General features: G+C 65.7%; 13 protein-coding genes. 6 read left to right on the plus strand and 7 right to left on the minus strand.

The window, feature by feature from the left end; translation table 11 throughout:
• The first annotated feature begins 61 nt into the window (after positions 1-61).
• Genes leuS through holA form a run of 3 tightly spaced genes read left to right on the plus strand, consistent with a single transcriptional unit; the run spans position 62 to position 4,144 of the window.
• Positions 62-2,596 (plus strand): leucine--tRNA ligase, encoded by a 2,535-nt coding sequence (leuS, locus tag VRS74_RS02270; RefSeq protein WP_354143619.1) that lies wholly within the window; start codon positions 62-64, stop codon positions 2,594-2,596.
• Positions 2,596-3,096 carry an LPS assembly lipoprotein LptE gene (gene lptE / locus VRS74_RS02275; RefSeq protein ID WP_354143620.1) on the plus strand — a complete coding sequence of 167 codons (501 nt, stop codon included), beginning with the start codon at positions 2,596-2,598 and terminating at the stop codon, positions 3,094-3,096. Before leuS ends, lptE begins: the two co-directional genes overlap by 1 nt.
• A 7-nt stretch (positions 3,097-3,103) precedes the next feature.
• Positions 3,104-4,144: a DNA polymerase III subunit delta gene (gene holA, locus VRS74_RS02280; protein ID WP_354143621.1), complete on the plus strand. Its 1,041-nt coding sequence runs from the start codon at positions 3,104-3,106 to the stop codon at positions 4,142-4,144.
• Between the two features lie 6 nt (positions 4,145-4,150).
• Here holA and VRS74_RS02285 read toward each other — a convergent pair whose 3' ends face one another.
• Genes VRS74_RS02285 through VRS74_RS02295 form a run of 3 tightly spaced genes read right to left on the minus strand, consistent with a single transcriptional unit; the run spans position 4,151 to position 6,026 of the window.
• Positions 4,151-4,717: an LptA/OstA family protein gene (locus tag VRS74_RS02285; protein WP_354143622.1), complete on the minus strand. Its 567-nt coding sequence runs from the start codon at positions 4,715-4,717 to the stop codon at positions 4,151-4,153.
• Complete coding sequence (locus tag VRS74_RS02290; protein ID WP_354143623.1) at positions 4,717-5,382, minus strand: LPS export ABC transporter periplasmic protein LptC; 666 nt, start codon at positions 5,380-5,382, stop codon at positions 4,717-4,719. Before VRS74_RS02290 ends, VRS74_RS02285 begins: the two co-directional genes overlap by 1 nt.
• Before the next feature lie 26 nt (positions 5,383-5,408).
• Entirely contained in the window at positions 5,409-6,026 is a 618-nt protein-coding gene (locus tag VRS74_RS02295; RefSeq protein WP_354143624.1) for a ribonuclease D, read from the minus strand.
• A 78-nt stretch (positions 6,027-6,104) separates the two neighbouring features.
• Here VRS74_RS02295 and ung point away from each other — a divergent pair, with 78 nt between their 5' ends.
• From ung to VRS74_RS02310, 3 genes are read left to right on the plus strand one after another with little or no spacing between them, the layout of a single operon-like run.
• Positions 6,105-6,806 (plus strand): uracil-DNA glycosylase, encoded by a 702-nt coding sequence (gene ung, locus VRS74_RS02300; RefSeq protein WP_354143625.1) that lies wholly within the window; start codon positions 6,105-6,107, stop codon positions 6,804-6,806.
• On the plus strand, positions 6,803-7,645 hold the full coding sequence (locus VRS74_RS02305) for an acid phosphatase (RefSeq protein WP_354143626.1): 843 nt from the start codon (positions 6,803-6,805) through the stop codon (positions 7,643-7,645). Before ung ends, VRS74_RS02305 begins: the two co-directional genes overlap by 4 nt.
• A 9-nt stretch (positions 7,646-7,654) precedes the next feature.
• Entirely contained in the window at positions 7,655-8,440 is a 786-nt protein-coding gene (locus tag VRS74_RS02310; RefSeq protein ID WP_354143627.1) for an enoyl-CoA hydratase, read from the plus strand.
• Between the two features lies 1 nt (position 8,441).
• On the opposite strand, the gene VRS74_RS02315 is transcribed toward VRS74_RS02310, so the two are convergent.
• From VRS74_RS02315 to VRS74_RS02330, 4 genes are all read right to left on the minus strand, one after another.
• Entirely contained in the window at positions 8,442-9,794 is a 1,353-nt protein-coding gene (locus VRS74_RS02315) for a carbohydrate porin (protein WP_354143628.1), read from the minus strand.
• Positions 9,795-10,005: 211 nt separating this feature from the next.
• Positions 10,006-11,442, minus strand: a complete 1,437-nt coding sequence (locus VRS74_RS02320) for a glutamate synthase subunit beta (RefSeq protein ID WP_354143629.1) — start codon at positions 11,440-11,442, stop codon at positions 10,006-10,008.
• An 18-nt stretch (positions 11,443-11,460) separates the two neighbouring features.
• A complete protein-coding gene (gltB, locus tag VRS74_RS02325) occupies positions 11,461-16,101 on the minus strand; it encodes a glutamate synthase large subunit (protein ID WP_354143630.1) in 4,641 nt (1,546 codons plus the stop codon).
• A gap of 242 nt (positions 16,102-16,343) precedes the next feature.
• Positions 16,344-16,928, minus strand: coding sequence for a hypothetical protein (locus tag VRS74_RS02330; RefSeq protein WP_354143631.1), 585 nt, complete (start codon positions 16,926-16,928; stop codon positions 16,344-16,346).
• Positions 16,929-17,102: the final 174 nt, after the last annotated feature.

Raw genomic sequence — 17,102 nt, forward strand, 5'->3', positions numbered from 1 at the left:
AATCGACTTTCCGGCAGCGTGCGATCTTCCAATCGCGCGCGAAATCCCTAACAGGTTGGCCATGACCGACACGCGTTTCGATCCGTCCCAAGCCGACGCCCGCTGGCAACGCGCCTGGGAAGAGGCAGGCACTTTCCACGCCGACAGCAATTCGGCGAAGCCCAAGAGCTACGTGCTCGAGATGTTCCCCTATCCTTCGGGGCGCATCCACATGGGCCACGTCCGCAACTACACCATGGGCGACGTGCTGGCGCGCTACAAGAAGATGCGCGGCTATGAAGTGCTCCATCCGATGGGGTGGGACGCATTCGGCATGCCGGCGGAAAACGCCGCGATGGAAAAGGGCGTCCACCCCGGCGGCTGGACGCGCGAGAACATCGCCAACATGAAGTCGCAGCTCAAGCGGATCGGTTTCGCGCTCGACTGGAGCCGCGAATTCGCGACCTGCGATCCCGAATATTACGGCCACGAACAGGCACTGTTCCTCGACCTTTACGAGGCGGGTCTGGTCTATCGCCGCCAGAGCGAGGTCAATTGGGACCCGGTCGACATGACCGTGCTCGCCAATGAGCAGGTGATCGACGGCAAGGGCTGGCGCTCGGGCGCCGAGGTCGAGAAGCGCAAGCTCGACCAGTGGTTCCTCAAGATCACCGATTTCGCTGAAGATTTGCTCGACGGGCTGGGCGCGCTCGACAACTGGCCCGAAAAGGTCCGGCTGATGCAGGAAAACTGGATCGGCAAGTCGACCGGGCTCGAATTCAGCTTCGACTTGTCGAACGGAGATCGCGTGCCGGTTTATTCGACCCGGCCCGATACGATCTTCGGCGCGAGCTTCGTTGCAGTCGCAGCAGACCACCCGGTGGCGCAGGGCGTCGCTGCGGGCAATCCCGACGCGGCGGCTTTCATCGAGCTGTGCAAGCGCGGCGGCACCACTGCGGCCGAGCTCGAAACCGCCGAGAAGCTGGGTTTCGACACCGGCATCACTGCGCGCCACCCCTTCACCGGCGCGCCGCTGCCCGTGTTCATCGCCAATTTCGTGCTGATGGATTACGGCACCGGCGCGATCATGGGCGTGCCCGGGCATGACGAGCGCGACTTCGAATTTGCCACCAAATATGGCTGCCCGATCCTGCGTGTGATCGCCGCTTCCGCCGAAGCGGCAGGCGATCCGATGAGTGAAGCCGAAACCGGCGACGGCATCTGCGTCAATTCGGATTTCCTCGACGGGATGAGCGTGGAAGAGGCCAAGGCCGCAGTCAACGCGCGCGCCGAAGCCGAAGGCTGGGGCAAGGGCACCACTGTGTGGCGCCTGCGCGACTGGGGCGTTTCGCGCCAGCGTTACTGGGGCACGCCGATCCCGTTCATCCATTGCGGCACTTGCGGCGTCGTGCCCGTGCCCAAGGACCAGCTGCCCGTTACCCTGCCCGAGGATGTCGATTTCAAGACCCCGGGCAACCCGCTGCTGCGCCACCCCACCTGGAAGCACACCACTTGCCCGAACTGCGGCGCTGCCGCCGAGCGCGAGACCGACACGCTCGACACTTTCGTCGACAGCTCGTGGTATTTCCTGCGCTTCGCCAGCCAGCCGGCGGACAAGCCGTTCGATCGTGACGAAGTCGCCAAGTGGCTGCCGGTCGAACAGTATATCGGCGGGATCGAGCACGCGATCCTGCACCTGCTCTATGCCCGCTTCTGGACTCGCGCGCTGCAGCACATCGGCCAGCTCGATTTTGCCGAGCCTTTCGCATCGCTGTTCACGCAAGGGATGGTGACGCACGAAACCTATTCGCGCGTGGTCGACGGGCGCACCGTCTATTTCCTGCCCGAAGAGGTCGAGCGCACCGGCAATGGCGCGACACTGAAGCAGGACGGCCAGCCGGTCGAGATCGGCCGCGTCATCAAGATGTCGAAGTCGAAGAAGAACACGGTCGACCCCGACAATATCATCGACACCTATGGCGCGGATGCGGCGCGCTGGTTCATGCTGTCGGACAGCCCGCCCGAGCGCGACCTGCCGTGGTCCGAAGCCGGGATCGAAGGTTGCTGGCGTTTCGTCCAGCGGCTGTGGCGGCTGTTCGGGCAAGTCGGCGCGGGCGGTGCCGGGGCCGATGCCGGTGAAGACAAGGCGCTCGACCGCAAGACGCACCAAACGGTTGCCGCAGTCGCGCAGGACATCGAAGCGCTCGGCTTCAACAAGGCGGTTGCACGCATTTACGAGCTGACCGCCGCGATCGAGAAGGCCGCGCCTTCGGCCAGCCGTTCGAACGCGATCGTCACGCTGGTTCACCTTGTCGCCCCGATGATGCCGCACCTTGCCGAAGAGGCATGGTCGACGGTCGGCGGGGGCGGTGAAGGGTTGATCGCCGATGCCGCATGGCCCGAAGTCGATCCGGCGCTGCTGGTCGACGACCAGGTCACCATCGCGGTCCAGCACATGGGCAAATTGCGCGATACGCTGACCGCGCCCAAGGGCGCTTCGAAGGAAGATCTCGAGGCCATGGCGCTCGCCAGCGAGAAGGTGCAGCGCTCGATCGATGGCGCTGCGATCCGCAAGGTGATTGTGGTTCCCGACAGATTGGTCAATATCGTCACCTGATGCGCGTCCTGTTCCTCCTCGCTGCCAGCATGGCGCTCTCGGCCTGCGGACTGCAGCCGATGTATGCCGGCAGCGGCGGAGCGGCGGTGGCGCAGGGGCTGGCCGAAGTCGAAGTGAGCCCGATTGCGGGGCAGGACGGCTGGCTGGTGCGCAATGCGCTCAACGACCGGCTCAGGATCACTGGCAGCAATGCCGCCCCGCGCTATCGGCTAGACGTGATGCTCGACGATTCGCTCGAAGGGCTGGGCGTGCTCAATGACGATACGATCAGCCGCGAACGCCGCATCCTGCGCGCGCGCTTCCAGCTGGTCGATATCGCCAGCGACGAGATCCTGCTCGATTCCACCGCTGGCTCCGACGCCGGGATCGACGTGGTCAGCAGCGAATATGCCACCATCGCCGCCGAACAGACCGCGCTCGAAAATCTCGCGCGTGACGTGGCCGACCGGATGGTGCGCCGGATCTCGCTGAGGCTGCGCGAAGCCGGCCAGCAGCAATGAGGCGGGCGTGAAGGCGACCCAGCGCGATTTCGCTTCCAATGCGCGCCGCGCCGCCGAACAATGCGGCATCTTCTTCTTCTGCGGGCCCGATGAAGCCGGCGCTTCGGCGGCGGCGCAGTCGATCGCGCAATTGCTGCCCGAAGCGGGCGAGCGGATCGAATTGTCGGGCGCGGATTTGCGCAAGGATCCCGCGCTGCTGGGCGACGAGGCCCGGTCTGGCTCGCTATTCGGCGACAAGCGCCACATCTATGTCCGCGCCAATGGCGATGAAGCGCATGACGCGCTGCAGGTGCTGATCGAAACCGGCGACGCGGGGGCGGGGCAGGCTGCGCCGGTGCTGGTGGTGGCGAGCGCCGCGACCGACAAGTCGCGCACCGCCAAGCTGCTCGAAAAGCGCAAGGACGCGCTGGTGGCGATGTTCTATCCGCCCGATCTCTCGTCGGTTTCGGCTTCGGTGCGGCAAATGGCCGATGCGGCGGGGCTGCGGCTGGGCGGCGACCTGGCCGAGCGGATCGCGCGCGCCGCCGGGCTCGACGTGCGGCTGGCGCAATCGGAGATCACCAAGCTCGCGACCTATTGCGACGCTTCGCCGCAATCGCCGCGGCAGCTATCTGCGGAAGACCTTGAAGCGGTCGGCGCCGCGACCGAGGAAGACGGCTTCATGCCGCTGGTCAACGCAGTGCTCAAGGGCGACACCGGGCGGCTGGACCGCGAGCTGCGGCGCATGCGCGAACACGGGATGAACCCGGTTGGCGTGCTGCTGGCGGTGGAGCGGCGCGCGGCGCAATTGGCGCAGATCGCAGCGGCGCTGGGCCCGCGCGGTTCGTTCGACGGGCTCGATCGCGGGGCCAAGGCGCGGCTTGGCATCTTCTTCCGCGACGAGCGCGACATCCGCGAACAGCTCGCCAGCTGGCATCGCCGCAAGCTCGAACGGCTCGGCCCGCGGCTGATCGAATTGCATCGCCAATTGCTCGGCAACAGCCAGGCGGCCGAAATGCTGCTGGCGCAGGGACTGACCGAGATCGCGCGCTTCGCCGCGCGCCGCTGACTTCGCCTACCGCTCGTCGTCTTCGGTGGCCTGGCGTTCGCGCTGGGGCACGTTGAAGCTGCCCGTCACCTGCCCGCCGGTGGCCTGACCGCCGGTGGCGCCGCGCCCGTCGACGCTGGCGCGGCCTGAAGCAAGGTCTATTACCAGCCGACCGCCCGACAGCCGGTCACCACCGCGCCGCAGCTCGACATTGCCGGCCATGGTGATGATGCGCCGGTCAAGGTCGTATACCGCCGCGTCGCCGCGCGCGGTTTCGCCGCCGCGCGCCACATAGACTCCGCCAGTGGCGGTGATGCGCGAGATCGAAAGCCGTTCGGCATCGCTGTAGTCGACGATCATGCGCTGTGACCGCACCGTCAGCCCGGCCTGCGTCACCGTGACGCCGCCCGACAGCACGCCGCGGTTCTGGCGGTCGTCGATGTAGAGGTTGGACGCACTGTAATCGACCCGCGCTTTCGAATCATGCCCGCCCAGCCCCTGCGCGTGCAGTTCGATCCCGCCCATTGCGACAAGCGTGAGGACGAAGCCGAGTGCGGCGGAGCGGATCGCTGGTGCGGTGTACGAGCGGTTCATCAGGGCTTCCTCAATTCGCCGGGCTGCATGCTCAGCCGGACATTGCCTTTCACGGAAAAGGTGCGCTTGTCGAGATCGGCTTCTAGCTGGTCGCCCGAGAAGGTCGCGGCGGGAACCGCGCCTTCTACGCCGCCGGTGCCGACCACGCGGTGCTGCTTGAGATCGACCGAAACGCCTTGCGCCATCATCGAATAGCCGTCGGCAGCGGAAAGGCGCAGCGGCCCGTCGATCGCCACCACTTCGCTCTCGATGTCATAGCTGCCGGCATCGGCGCTGATCCGCGCCGGGCCGTCGCGCAGCAGGATCTGCGCCATCAGGTCGCGCATGCGAACGACGCCTTCGGAGCTCGAACGCTGCACCGCTTCGCCTGCGGTTAGCGAGAAGGGGCGGCCATTGTCGTCCGCGCCGCGGTACATCGCATTGTTCACCGCGAGCCGCTCGTCGATCATCGCCACCTTGTTGCGATCGAGCAGGAAGCTCACTTCGCCGCGCGGCGAAAGCGGCGTGATCACCATCAGCGCGGCGATGATCCCCACTCCCATGGGAAGTGCGCGGGCGAGGAAATGCACCAGCTTGTCATGCGAACCGCCGGGCGCGGCGAAGTGCTGGCGCTTGCTGCGCAGTTCCTTCGCTTCGCTGGTTTCGATCCGCTCGCTGGTGGTCATGATTGCCGCGCTCGGGGCCTCCGCTGCTATTCGTGGCTGAAGATGTCGCGGTCCGGCCATCCGGCGAGGTCGAGCCGCGCGCGGGTGGGCAGGAAGTCGAAACAGGCCTGCGCGATTTCCATCCGGCCTTCGCGCTCGAGCCTTTTGACCAGCTCGGCCTGCAGCCGGTGGAGGAAGCGCACGTCGCTCGCCGCATAGTCGCGCTGCGCGTCATTAAGCACGGGGCCGCCCCAGTCGCTCGACTGCTGGACCTTGGAAAGGCTTTCGCCGAGCAGTTCCTCGACCAGCATCTTGAGCCCGTGCCGGTCGGTATAGGTGCGGGTCAGCTTGCTTGCGATCTTGGTGCAGAACACCGGCGCGGCCGTGACGCCGAGATAGTGCTCGATCGCGGCCAAGTCGAAGCGGGCATAGTGGAACAGCTTGAGCCGGTTCGGGTCGCCCAGCACTGCCTTGAGATTGGGCGCGTCATAACTGCTGTTCGGGCCGAAGCGCACCAGATGCTCATTGCCGCTGCCGTCGCTCAGCTGCACCACGCACAGCCGGTCGCGGTGGGTGATCAGCCCCATGGTTTCGGTATCGACTGCGATCGATCCTTCGCCCAGCGCGCCTTCGGGCAGGTCTTCTTCGTGAAAATATATAGCCATCGCTCTGCCATTAGGCCGATTGGGGAAAGAGGGAAAGGGGTGGTGGTTGCATCGCGCGCGCCGGGGTAAGTTGCCCCGATGACGGCCGAGGCAATTCCCGACAGCTGGCGCGATGCGCTCGATCCGGTGCTGGCCGCGCCTGAAGCGCGGCGGCTGGGCGGCTGGCTGCGCAGCGAGGAAGAATCGGGCAAGCAGGTGTTCCCCCCGCGCGGGCAAAGGCTGGCGGCGCTGGCGATGACTCCGCTCGACAAGGTGCGCGTGGTAATACTGGGGCAGGACCCCTACCACGGGCCGGGGCAGGCGCACGGCCTCGCCTTTTCGGTGCGCGACGGGGTGCGGCTGCCGCCTTCGCTGGTCAATATCTACAAGGAGCTCGAAAGCGATCTTGGCGTCCATGCCCCGCCGAGCGGCAATCTCGAACGCTGGGCGCGGCAAGGAGTGCTGCTGCTCAACAACACGCTCACGGTCGAATCGGGGCTGGCGGGCAGCCATGCCGGGCGCGGCTGGGACGCGATCACCGACGCCTGCGTCGATGCGGTCGTGAAGCAGGGCCTGCCGACAGTATTCATCCTGTGGGGCAGCCATGCCCAGAAGAAGGCGAGCCGGGTAAAGGGGCTGGGCGCAGGCGGGCACCACCTCGTGCTGCAAAGCCCGCACCCAAGCCCGCTTTCGGCGCATCGCGGATTTTTCGGCTCGCGCCCGTTCAGCCAGGCAAACGCCTTCCTTGAACGGCACGGACGTGGCACGATCGAATGGGGCGGTGAGGGAGACAAGGGATGAGCGAAAGGCGAGTCGCACGGGCAGGGCCGGCATTGCTCGCGGCGTGCATGCTGCTGGCGGCCTGCGCGGTTGGCCCGCTGGGGGCCGAAGCGCCCCAGGCGCAAACCCAGCCGCCACCGCAGTTCGCCCTCGGCCAGCCCTATCTCGGCGGCCCGCTGCCGGGTGGCGAACGGCTGATCCATCCTCCGCCGGAACCGGGCACCACGCGCATGACGATCGACGAGGAAGCCAATGCCCGCGCGCTTTCCATGCAGGGCTCGGCGCGCTGGCAGCTTGCCGCACGCGACGCCGACCTTGGCGACGGGTGGTATGGCCGCGCTTTCTCCTGCGCTGCAGGCGTCAGGATCTCAGCCACGGCGACGCCGCGCATCGCCAATGTGCTGCGCCGCGCGGCGAGCGATTTCGGCGCTTCGACCGGCGCGGTGAAGGCGCAATTCCAGCGCACGCGGCCCTTCATGACCAACAATGCGCCGACCTGCACTCCGCAGGACGAGCCTTTCCTGCGCGGCAACGGCTCCTATCCCTCGGGCCATTCGGCGATCGGCTATGGCACGGGCATGGTGCTCGCCAGCCTCTTCCCCGAACGCGCAGCGGATTTGCTGGCGCGCGGGCGCGGCTATGGCAACAGCCGCTGGGTGTGCAACGTTCACTGGTACAGCGATACCGAGGAAGCGCGCGCCTTTGCTGCCGCAACTTACGCGCGGCTGCAGGCGGACGAGACGTTTCGGGCAGACATGGCTCTGGCGCGCGAAGAGGCGAGCGGGCTTTCCCCTGCACCCGCCACTGAAATATGCGATAGCGAAGGCATGGCACCTGCCGGCCCGCAACAGGAAGATTGAGGAGCGAAGATGAGCGAAGAAACGGTCCTGCTCGAAGTTTCGGACGGCGTGGCGCTGGTCACGCTCAATCGCCCGCAAGCGATGAATGCGCTGTCGAAAGCGCTGCGCGCGCGGCTGGCGCAAGTGATGCGGCAGGTCGACCAGGACGAAAGCGTGCGCGTCGCCATCCTCACCGGCGCGGGCGAGCGCGCCTTCACCGCCGGGCTCGACCTCAAGGAGCTTGGCAGCCAGCAAGGCGCGCTGGGCGCGGCCAATGCGCGCGGCGCGGACGAGAACCCGGTCAAGGCGATCGAGCAATGCCGCAAGCCCGTGATCGGCGCGATCAATGGCGTAGCGATCACCGGCGGTTTCGAAGTCGCGATTGCGTGCGACGTGCTGGTCGCAAGCACCAATGCGCGCTTCGCCGACACCCATGCGCGCGTCGGCATCGTGCCCGGCTGGGGCCTGAGCCAGAAGTTGAGCCGGATGATCGGGATTTCGCGCGCGAAGGAACTGTCCTTCACCGGCAATTTCCTCGATGCCGAAACGGCCAAGGCATGGGGCCTGGTCAACAACGTCGTCGCGCCCGAAGAACTGCTGCCTTTCGCGCGCAAGCTCGCCGCCGACATGGCCAGCATCGACCCCGGATTCCTCGCGCAATACAAGCGGCTGATCGACGAGGGTTATGCGGTGAGCTTCGGCGAAGGCATGGCGCTCGAAGCGCGGATTTCCTCCGCCGCCAATTCCGAAGTCACGCCCGAGGAAGTCGAGGCGCGCCGCGCCGCGGTGCAGGAACGCGGGCGCGGGCAGGGGTGAGCTAGAAGCTAACGGTCAACCGCATCCCGGCGATCACCCCGGTGTCGCGCCGGGTCACTGCGCTGTCGATCACTTGCACATCGGCGGTCAGCTCAAGCTGCTTCGACAGGCCGAGCGTGTAGAACAATTCCACCCCTTCCTCGTCCTGTAGCGCGACGCGCGGAGCAAGCACGTTCACCAGCCTGTCGGTGAGCGAATAGCGGAACCAGGCCGCGCCGAAGCGGTCTTGCGGGCGGAAGCGCGGATTGCCCGACACGCCCAGCATGGCGCTGCGATCGAGGAAGGTCGGGTCGCCTTTCGAAGCATAGACCTGGCCGAAGATGCCCCAGCCCTTGCCCGGCGCTTCGGGATAAACCGCGAGATATTGGTAGCCCGCCAGCACGGCGGCGAATTCGCCGCGCGAATTGCCAAAGCGCGAACCCGGCGCAGGGACCAGCACCGCCGGCAGCGAATCCGCATTGATGTCGTCGCGCGTCGAACCCGAGAGCTTGAGCGCATAATAGCCCGGCTTGCCGCCCAGCTTGACCGGGAAAGTGACCGAGCCGAGGAAGCCGACCCCGCTCTTGAACGAGGTTTCGAAGCCGGTGCGCCCATATTGCGAATCCGGATCGTAGACCCACAGCCGGTAGAGTACTTTCTCGGTCGGCACTTCCAGCAGCGCGCCGGTGATCGTGTTGGGAATGATCGCCGATGGCGGCAATGCCATGCTGAGGTTCTGGAAACCGTAATGCCCGTCGCTTCCCACCACGGGCAGCTTGGCGCCAAGGTCGAGCACATTGACCTTGCCCACGGTCAGCCGCGCGCCCGACTTCCAGCGCTTGGTGATGCTCACCGACAGGTCGAAATCGTCCGCGCCTTCGCCCCGGAACAGCGCGGTATTGTTGGGGATCAGCCCGATCGTGCCGTTCGAATCCTTGCCCCAGGTGAATTCGGGCCGGATCGTGAGCGTCACGCTTTCGTCAATGCCGAATGCGCTGCCCTTGATGTCGAAATAGCCGTCGACACGGCCGCTGTATCGCAGCGTGTCTGCAGCGTCTCCTGCGACCGGCATGTCCACGAATTGCGAAGCGACGATCCGCGCCTTGACCTTCTCGGTCGGTGCGGCCTCTGGCGGTACCGATGCGGCGGGCGCCAGCAAGGCGCCATCGAGGCTCACTGCGCTCGCGACCGGGGTCGGTGCGGCTGCAGCATGGCTGGTGGTGATCGCGACCGAAGCGGCGGAGCCGTCTGCAGGTTCGGTTTCGGAGCCTGCCAGTGCAGGCGATGTGAGTGGCAGGGCAAGCATTGCGAAGCTTGCCGCCCAGGCCTTGCTCCGACCCTTGCGCGCATGTGGCGCAGGTTTCGCGACCCTCATCCTTCTCCCCTGTCCTGCGAGCCTGCTTCCCGGCAAAGGCCCAAGACTTTGCATTTCTTATCAGCCTTTTACCGGCAAATCCAACGATGATTGCGCATCATCGGCATGCCGTGCGGAAGTGCAATGCGCCTCTAAAGTGAGGCAGCGGGAATCCGCTGGATTGTATGGATACGACAAACAGCCGATTGGTTCTGGCTGTGCCAATTATGCGTCAGCGGGGCAGCTCGGTCACGCCCATCAGCGCTTCATCGACTGCGCGCGCGCATTGCCGCCCTTCGCGAATCGCCCATACCACCAGCGATTGCCCGCGCCGCATGTCGCCGCAGGCATAGACGTTGTCGACACTGCTGGCATAGCTCACCGTATCGGCCGCAACATTGCCGCGCGGGTCGAGTTCGACCCCCGACTGGTCGAGCAGCCCGGTCTTCCTGGGGCCGACGAAGCCCATCGCCAGCAGGATCAGATCGGCTTCGATCACGAAATCGCTGCCGACGATTTCCTGCATCTGGCCGTCTTTCCATTCGACCCGTACGCATTCGAGCCCGGTCACTTTCTCGCCATCGCCCAGCACACGCTTGGCCAGCACCGCCCAGTCGCGCTCGACGCCTTCCTCGTGGCTCGACGAAGTGCGCAGCTTGAGCGGCCAGTCGGGCCAGGTCAGCGCCTTGTCTTCCTTTTCAGGCGGCTTGGGCATGATCTCGAGCTGGACGACGCTGGTCGCGCCTTGCCGGTTGGAAGTGCCGACGCAGTCCGAGCCGGTGTCGCCGCCGCCGATCACCACTACGCGCTTGCCGGTGGCGAGCAGCGAACCGCGCGGCGCGGCGCGAACTTCGTCATCGCCCGCATTGCGCTTGTTCTGCTGGGTCAGGAATTCCATCGCCAGCCGCACGCCGGGCATTTCGGCGCCGGGGATAAGCAGCTGGCGCGGGTCTTCCGCTCCGCCCGCCAGCACCACTGCGTCGTAATTCTCGGCCAGGCTCTTGAACGAGATGTCGACGCCTACTTCCTTGCTGGTTTTGAATTCGACCCCTTCGGCCTCCATCTGCACCGCGCGGCGGTTGATGAGGTGTTTCTCCATCTTGAAGTCAGGGATGCCATAGCGCAGCAGCCCGCCAATCCGGTCGTTCTTCTCGAACACGGTGACGGTGTGTCCCGCACGCGCAAGCTGTTGCGCGCAGGCGAGGCCAGCCGGGCCGGAGCCGACCACGGCGACCGTCTTGCCGGTCTTGCGGGCGGGCACTTGCGGAGCGATCCAGCCTTCTTTCCAGCCCCGATCGACGATCGCGCATTCGATCGATTTGATCGTGACCGGCTGGTCGACGATGTTGAGCGTGCAGCTTGCCTCGCACGGGGCGGGGCAGATGCGGCCGGTGAATTCGGGGAAATTGTTGGTCGAATGGAGCACGTCGAGCGCGCTTTTCCAGTCGCCTTCATAGACCAGGTGGTTCCAGTCCGGGATGATGTTGTTCACCGGGCAGCCGTTGTGACAATAGGGTATGCCGCAGTTCATGCAGCGGCTCGCCTGACCCTGCAGCGTCGCCTCGTCGGGCTGGACGACGAATTCGCGGTAATTGTGCACCCGCTCCTTGGGGTCGAGATAATCGCGATCCCTGCGGTCGAGTTCGAGGAAGCCGGTTTCCTTGCCCATTGTCTGCGTCCCTGACCCTTATTCCGCCGCGACCGAAGCGGCTTCTTCGCGCTCGGCTTCGAGCTGTTCGAGCGCGCGCTTGTAGTCGCGCGGCATCACCTTCACGAAGCGCGTGACTTCGGTGTCCCAATTGTCGAGCAGCGCCGAAGCCTTGGCGCTGCCGGTGTGCAGCTTGTGCCGTTCGAGCAGGATCCTGAGCCGCTCGGCATCGTGCCGCAGCATGTCGCCCATGCCGAAATCATGCACCGAGCGCGGGCGCTGCGCAGGGCGGCCCGCACCGTCTTCCTCGTCGCGCGCGCCGGTCATCGGCACCAGGTCGACCTGCGCCGGGTTGACCAGCTGTTCGAACTTGCCCTCGGGGTCATAGACATAGGCGATCCCGCCGCTCATCCCCGCGGCGAAGTTGCGCCCGGTCTGGCCCACCACCACCACCACGCCGCCGGTCATATATTCGCAGGCATGGTCGCCCGCGCCTTCGACTACAGCGATCGCGCCCGAATTGCGCACCGCGAAGCGCTCGCCCGCAACGCCGCCGAGATAGGCTTCGCCCGCGATCGCGCCATAGAGCACGGTGTTGCCGACGATGATGTTCTGGCCCGGATCGCGGTCCACGTCGGCGGGCTGGCGCACGATAATGCGACCGCCCGAGAGGCCCTTGCCGACATAGTCATTGGCGTCGCCAGTCAGGTCGAGCGTGACGCCATGGGCGAGCCATGCGCCGAAGCTTTGCCCGGCCACGCCGGTCAGATTGATGCGGATCGTGTCGGGCGGCAAGCCTTCGAGGCCATGCGCCTTGGCGATCTCGCCCGAAAGCATCGCGCCCACGGTGCGGTTGACGTTGCGGATCGGGCGCTCGAGCTGGACCGGCTTGGCTTGCGCGATCGCATCCTTGCACGCCGCGATCAGCTCATTGTCCATCGCCGCTTCGAGCCCGTGATCCTGCTCCTGCGTGTGGTGCAGCGGGGCGTCCGCGGGGATGTCGACCCGCGCCAGCAAGCGCGACAGGTCGACGCCCGCGGCCTTCCAGTGGCGCTCCACCCTGCGCATGTCGAGCTTGTCGACGCGGCCGACCATTTCCTCGACCGTGCGGAAGCCCAGCTCGGCCATGATGTGGCGCAGTTCCTCGGCGACGAAGAAGAAATAGTTGATCACATGCTCGGGCTGGCCGGTGAAGCGCTTGCGCAGCACCGGGTCCTGCGTAGCCACGCCCACCGGGCAGGTGTTCAAATGGCACTTGCGCATCATGATGCAGCCGGCCGCGATCAGCGGCGCAGTGGCGAAGCCGAACTCGTCCGCGCCCAGCAGAGCGCCGATTGCAACGTCGCGCCCGGTGCGCAAGCCGCCATCGACCTGCACTGCGATGCGCGAACGCAAATCGTTGAGCAGCAGCGTCTGCTGCGTTTCGGCAAGGCCGATTTCCCACGGCGATCCCGCATGCGTCAGGCTGGTCAGCGGCGAAGCGCCGGTGCCGCCTTCATAGCCCGAGATCGTGACATGGTCCGCGCGCGCCTTCGAAACGCCCGCCGCGACCGTGCCTACACCCACTTCGGACACGAGCTTGACCGAGATGCGCGCCACCGGGTTCACGTTCTTGAGGTCGTGTATCAGCTGCGCCAGATCCTCGATCGAATAGATGTCGTGGTGCGGCGGCGGCGAGATCAGGCCCACGCCGGGGGTCGAATGGCGCACCGCGCCGATCCTCTTGTCGACCTTGTGGCCGGGCAGCTGGCCGCCTTCGCCGGGCTTGGCGCCCTGCGCCATCTTGATCTGGATATCGTCCGCATTGACGAGATATTCGGTGGTCACGCCGAACCGGCCGCTGGCGACCTGCTTGATCCGGCTGCGCATCGAGTCGCCACTGGGAAGCGGCTTGAAGCGTTCGGGTTCCTCGCCGCCTTCGCCCGTGTTCGAGCGACCGCCGATGCGGTTCATCGCGATCGCCAGGGTCGAATGCGCTTCGTGGCTGATCGAGCCGAAGCTCATCGCTCCGGTGCTGAACCGCTTCACGATTTCGCTGGCGGGTTCGACTTCGTCCAGCGGGATCGGCTGGTCGGCCTTCCTGAATTCCATCAGCCCGCGGATCGTCAACAGCCGTTCGGACTGCTCGTTGATCGACCGGGCGAACTCTTCATAGTCCTTGGGCTTGTTGCCGCGCACCGCATGCTGGAGATGCGCAATGTTCTGCGGGGTCCAGGCATGGTCCTCGCCGCGCAGCCGGTATTGGTAGATCCCGCCCGCATCGAGCATGTTCTTGTAGAGCGGGTTGTCGCCATAGGCCTGCGCGTGCCGGCGCACGGTTTCCTCGGCCACGGCCGCCAGGCCGACGCCTTCGATGGTGGTGGCGGTGCCGGTGAAATACTGGTCGATCAGCTCGCTCGACAGGCCCACCGCGTCGAAGATCTGCGCACCGCAATAGGACTGGTAGGTCGAAATGCCCATCTTGGACATGACCTTGAGGATGCCCTTGCCGACTGCCTTGATGTAGTTCTTCTGCACTTCGGCAGGGGTCAGTTCTGGGTGCTTGCGCGCGCGCAAGTCTTCCAGCGTCTCGAAAGCGAGATAGGGGTTGATCGCTTCCGCGCCGTAGCCAGCCAGCACGCAGTAATGGTGCACTTCGCGCGCTTCGCCGGTTTCGACGACCAGCCCGGTCTGCATGCGCAGGCCCTGCCGCACGAGGTGGTGGTGCACCGCCGCGGTGGCTAGCAGCGCAGGCATGGGGATGCGATCCGGGCCTTGCGCACGGTCCGACAGGACAAGGATGTTCTTGTCCTGCAGCACCGCTTCGGTCGCGGCCCAGCACATTTCCTTGAGCGCCATCTTGAGGCCCTTGGCGCCCTTGCTCGCGCGCCAGGTGATGTCGATCGTCTCGGTTCGGAATGCGCCGTCGAGCGCGACCTCGACCGAGCGGATCCTGGCCAGATCGTCATTGGTCAGGATCGGCTGGCTGATTTCGAGCCGCTTGTGGGTGCCCGCTTCCATGCCCAGCAGGTTCGGGCGCGGCCCGATCATCGACAGCAGGCTCATCACCAGCTCTTCGCGGATCGGGTCGATCGGCGGGTTGGTGACCTGCGCGAAGTTCTGCTTGAAATAGTCGTAGAGCAGGCGCGAGCGGTTCGACAGCACCGCGATCGGCGTGTCGGTGCCCATCGAGCCGACCGGATCGTCGCCGCTGACCATCATCGGCTCGAGGAAGCGGCTGATGTCTTCCTGCGTATAGCCGAAGGCCTGCTGGCGCTGCAGCAGCGAAGTTTCGTGTTGCGGCACTTCGGACAGTTCGGGTTCGATATGGTCGATATCCGCCAGCGTGTACTGCGCCTTGTCGAGCCATTTGGCATAGGGCTGGGCGCTAGCCAGCTCCGCTTTGAGCTCTTCATCCTCGATGATGCGGCCCTGTGCGAAGTCGATCAGCAGCATCTTGCCCGGCTGCAGCCGCCATTTGCGCACGATGTCTTCCTCGGCGAAAGGCAGCACGCCGCTTTCCGAAGCGAGGCAAACGATATCGTCCTTGGTGACAACGAAGCGCGCCGGGCGCAGGCCGTTGCGGTCCAGCGTCGCGCCGATCTGGCGCCCGTCGGTAAATGCCACAGCGGCCGGGCCGTCCCACGGTTCCATCAGCGCGGCGTGATATTCGTAGAAAGCGCGCCGGGCAGGGTCCATCAGCTCGTTCTTGGCCCATGCCTCGGGGATCAGCATCATCATCGCATGCGCGAGGCTGTATCCGCCGAGCAGCAGCAGTTCGAGCGCATTGTCGAGGCAGGCGGTGTCCGACTGGCCGTGCGGCACGATCGGCCACAGCTTGTCGAGGTCGGCCCCCAGCAGCGGCGATTCCATCGTGCGGCGGCGCGCGTTCATCCAGTTGACGTTGCCGCGCACAGTGTTGATCTCGCCGTTGTGCGCCATGAAGCGATAGGGGTGCGCGAGCCGCCAGCTGGGGAAGGTGTTGGTGCTGAAGCGCTGGTGCACAAGACCCAGAGCAGAGACGCAATCGGGATCGCGCAGATCGTCGTAGAAGCTGCCGACCTGGTTCGCCAGCAGCAGCCCCTTGTAGACGATGGTGCGGCTGGAGAAGCTCGGAATGTAGAGGTCCGACAGGCCCGGCAGGCCGTGCTTTTCCTCGAGCTTCTGGAGCGGGTTCTGCACCTGCTTGCGGATCACGATCAGCTTGCGCTCGAACGCATCCTGGTCGGCGCAATTCTCGCCGCGCTCGATGATCGCCTGCTGGATCACCGGCATCGAGTCGATCACGGCCTTTCCCAGCCCGTCGAAGGTTAGCGGCACATCGCGCCAGCCGAGCAGCCGCTGGCCTTCCTTGGCGGTGAACTTTTCGAACTGTTCGGTCACAAAGGCGCGCGCGGCCTCGTCGCGCGGCATGAAGCACATCGCCACGGCATAATCGCCCGGTGCGGGCAGTTGCTTGCCATTGTCCTTCGCCCACTTGCGGAACAGCGGGTCGGGAATCTGCAGCAGGATGCCAGCGCCGTCGCCCAGCAGCGGGTCGGCGCCGACAGCGCCGCGGTGGTCGATGTTCTTGAGAATTTCGAGCGCCTGGGTGATGATCGCGTGCGATTGCTCGCCCTTGATATGTGCGACGAAACCGACGCCGCAGGCGTCATGTTCATTGCGCGGATCATACAAGCCCTGGGGCGCGGGGTATCCCATCAACAAAATCCATCCTGTCAGATGCCGGCGGGTGCGACCGTTCCTGGAACGCCAACCGGCAATTAAGCGCAACTATGGAGGCCGCATTACGCAGCTTTTCCATCGCTCACATCCCACATGGCGACATGAAATGATTTTTGCAACTGCGAAGAACGAAGCATTCTTTCAGCATTGTAAGGAATAGCTATTCGTGCACCCTCGCAATTGAGGGGGCGGCGCGATTTGCCAGTGCGAGCTTCGAATCAGCCCCGGGCCAATGCCGCGCGGTGCAGGTGATTGCGCAATGCAAGGAGCTCGAAAGCCATGTCCGGCGGCAGAGCTTTGCCGGGCTGTTTGCCCTCAGCCAAGCGGCGGTCTTCGAGCGCGACCGCGAACCGCTCGACCAGCTGGGGCATCGCCAGCTCGCTCGGCGCGCTGGTGCGGAGCAGGCGGACTGCCTTTCCGTGGCGCGGGCCGGTCTCGGCGTCGTTTTCTGCTTCGTCGGCTGGCTGGAGGGCGGCTTGTGCCTGTTCGGCCGCGTTCGCCTCCTCCAGCAACCGGGTGACGAAGGCTGCGGGCTGTGCCGGACGCTGGCGGCCAAGCCCCTGCTGGATCGCTGTTGCCAGTCGCGCGGCGATCCAGCCCAGCGCCCCGCCGACCAGCGCCGCGATGCCTGCCAGCGCCAGCCTGTCGTCGCCTTCCGCCAGCGCGGCCAGTTGCGCCGCCGGTAGCACCGCCACGCTGCCGCCAAGCAGCGCTGTCAGCCATAGCGACACCAGCGGCACGAATGCCGGGTGGCAGCTCAACGGCAAGCGCTTGGCGGGATAGGCGCGAGCAGCTCGGGCCATGGCGATGCGAATCTTTCTGTGCGACCGGCGCATGGCGCGCCTTGCCTGCAGGCTAAAGGCTCATGGTAAAGCACTCGATAACGCGCGATTGCGGGGCTCGATCGCGATTCGTCTTCCCGGGCGCAGGCCAAGACAACGCGGTCGGCGGCGCTGTTCCGCCATGCCGTAGCGGCA

Source organism: Altererythrobacter litoralis (genome assembly GCF_036324225.1).
Classification (GTDB): domain Bacteria; phylum Pseudomonadota; class Alphaproteobacteria; order Sphingomonadales; family Sphingomonadaceae; genus Erythrobacter; species Erythrobacter litoralis_A.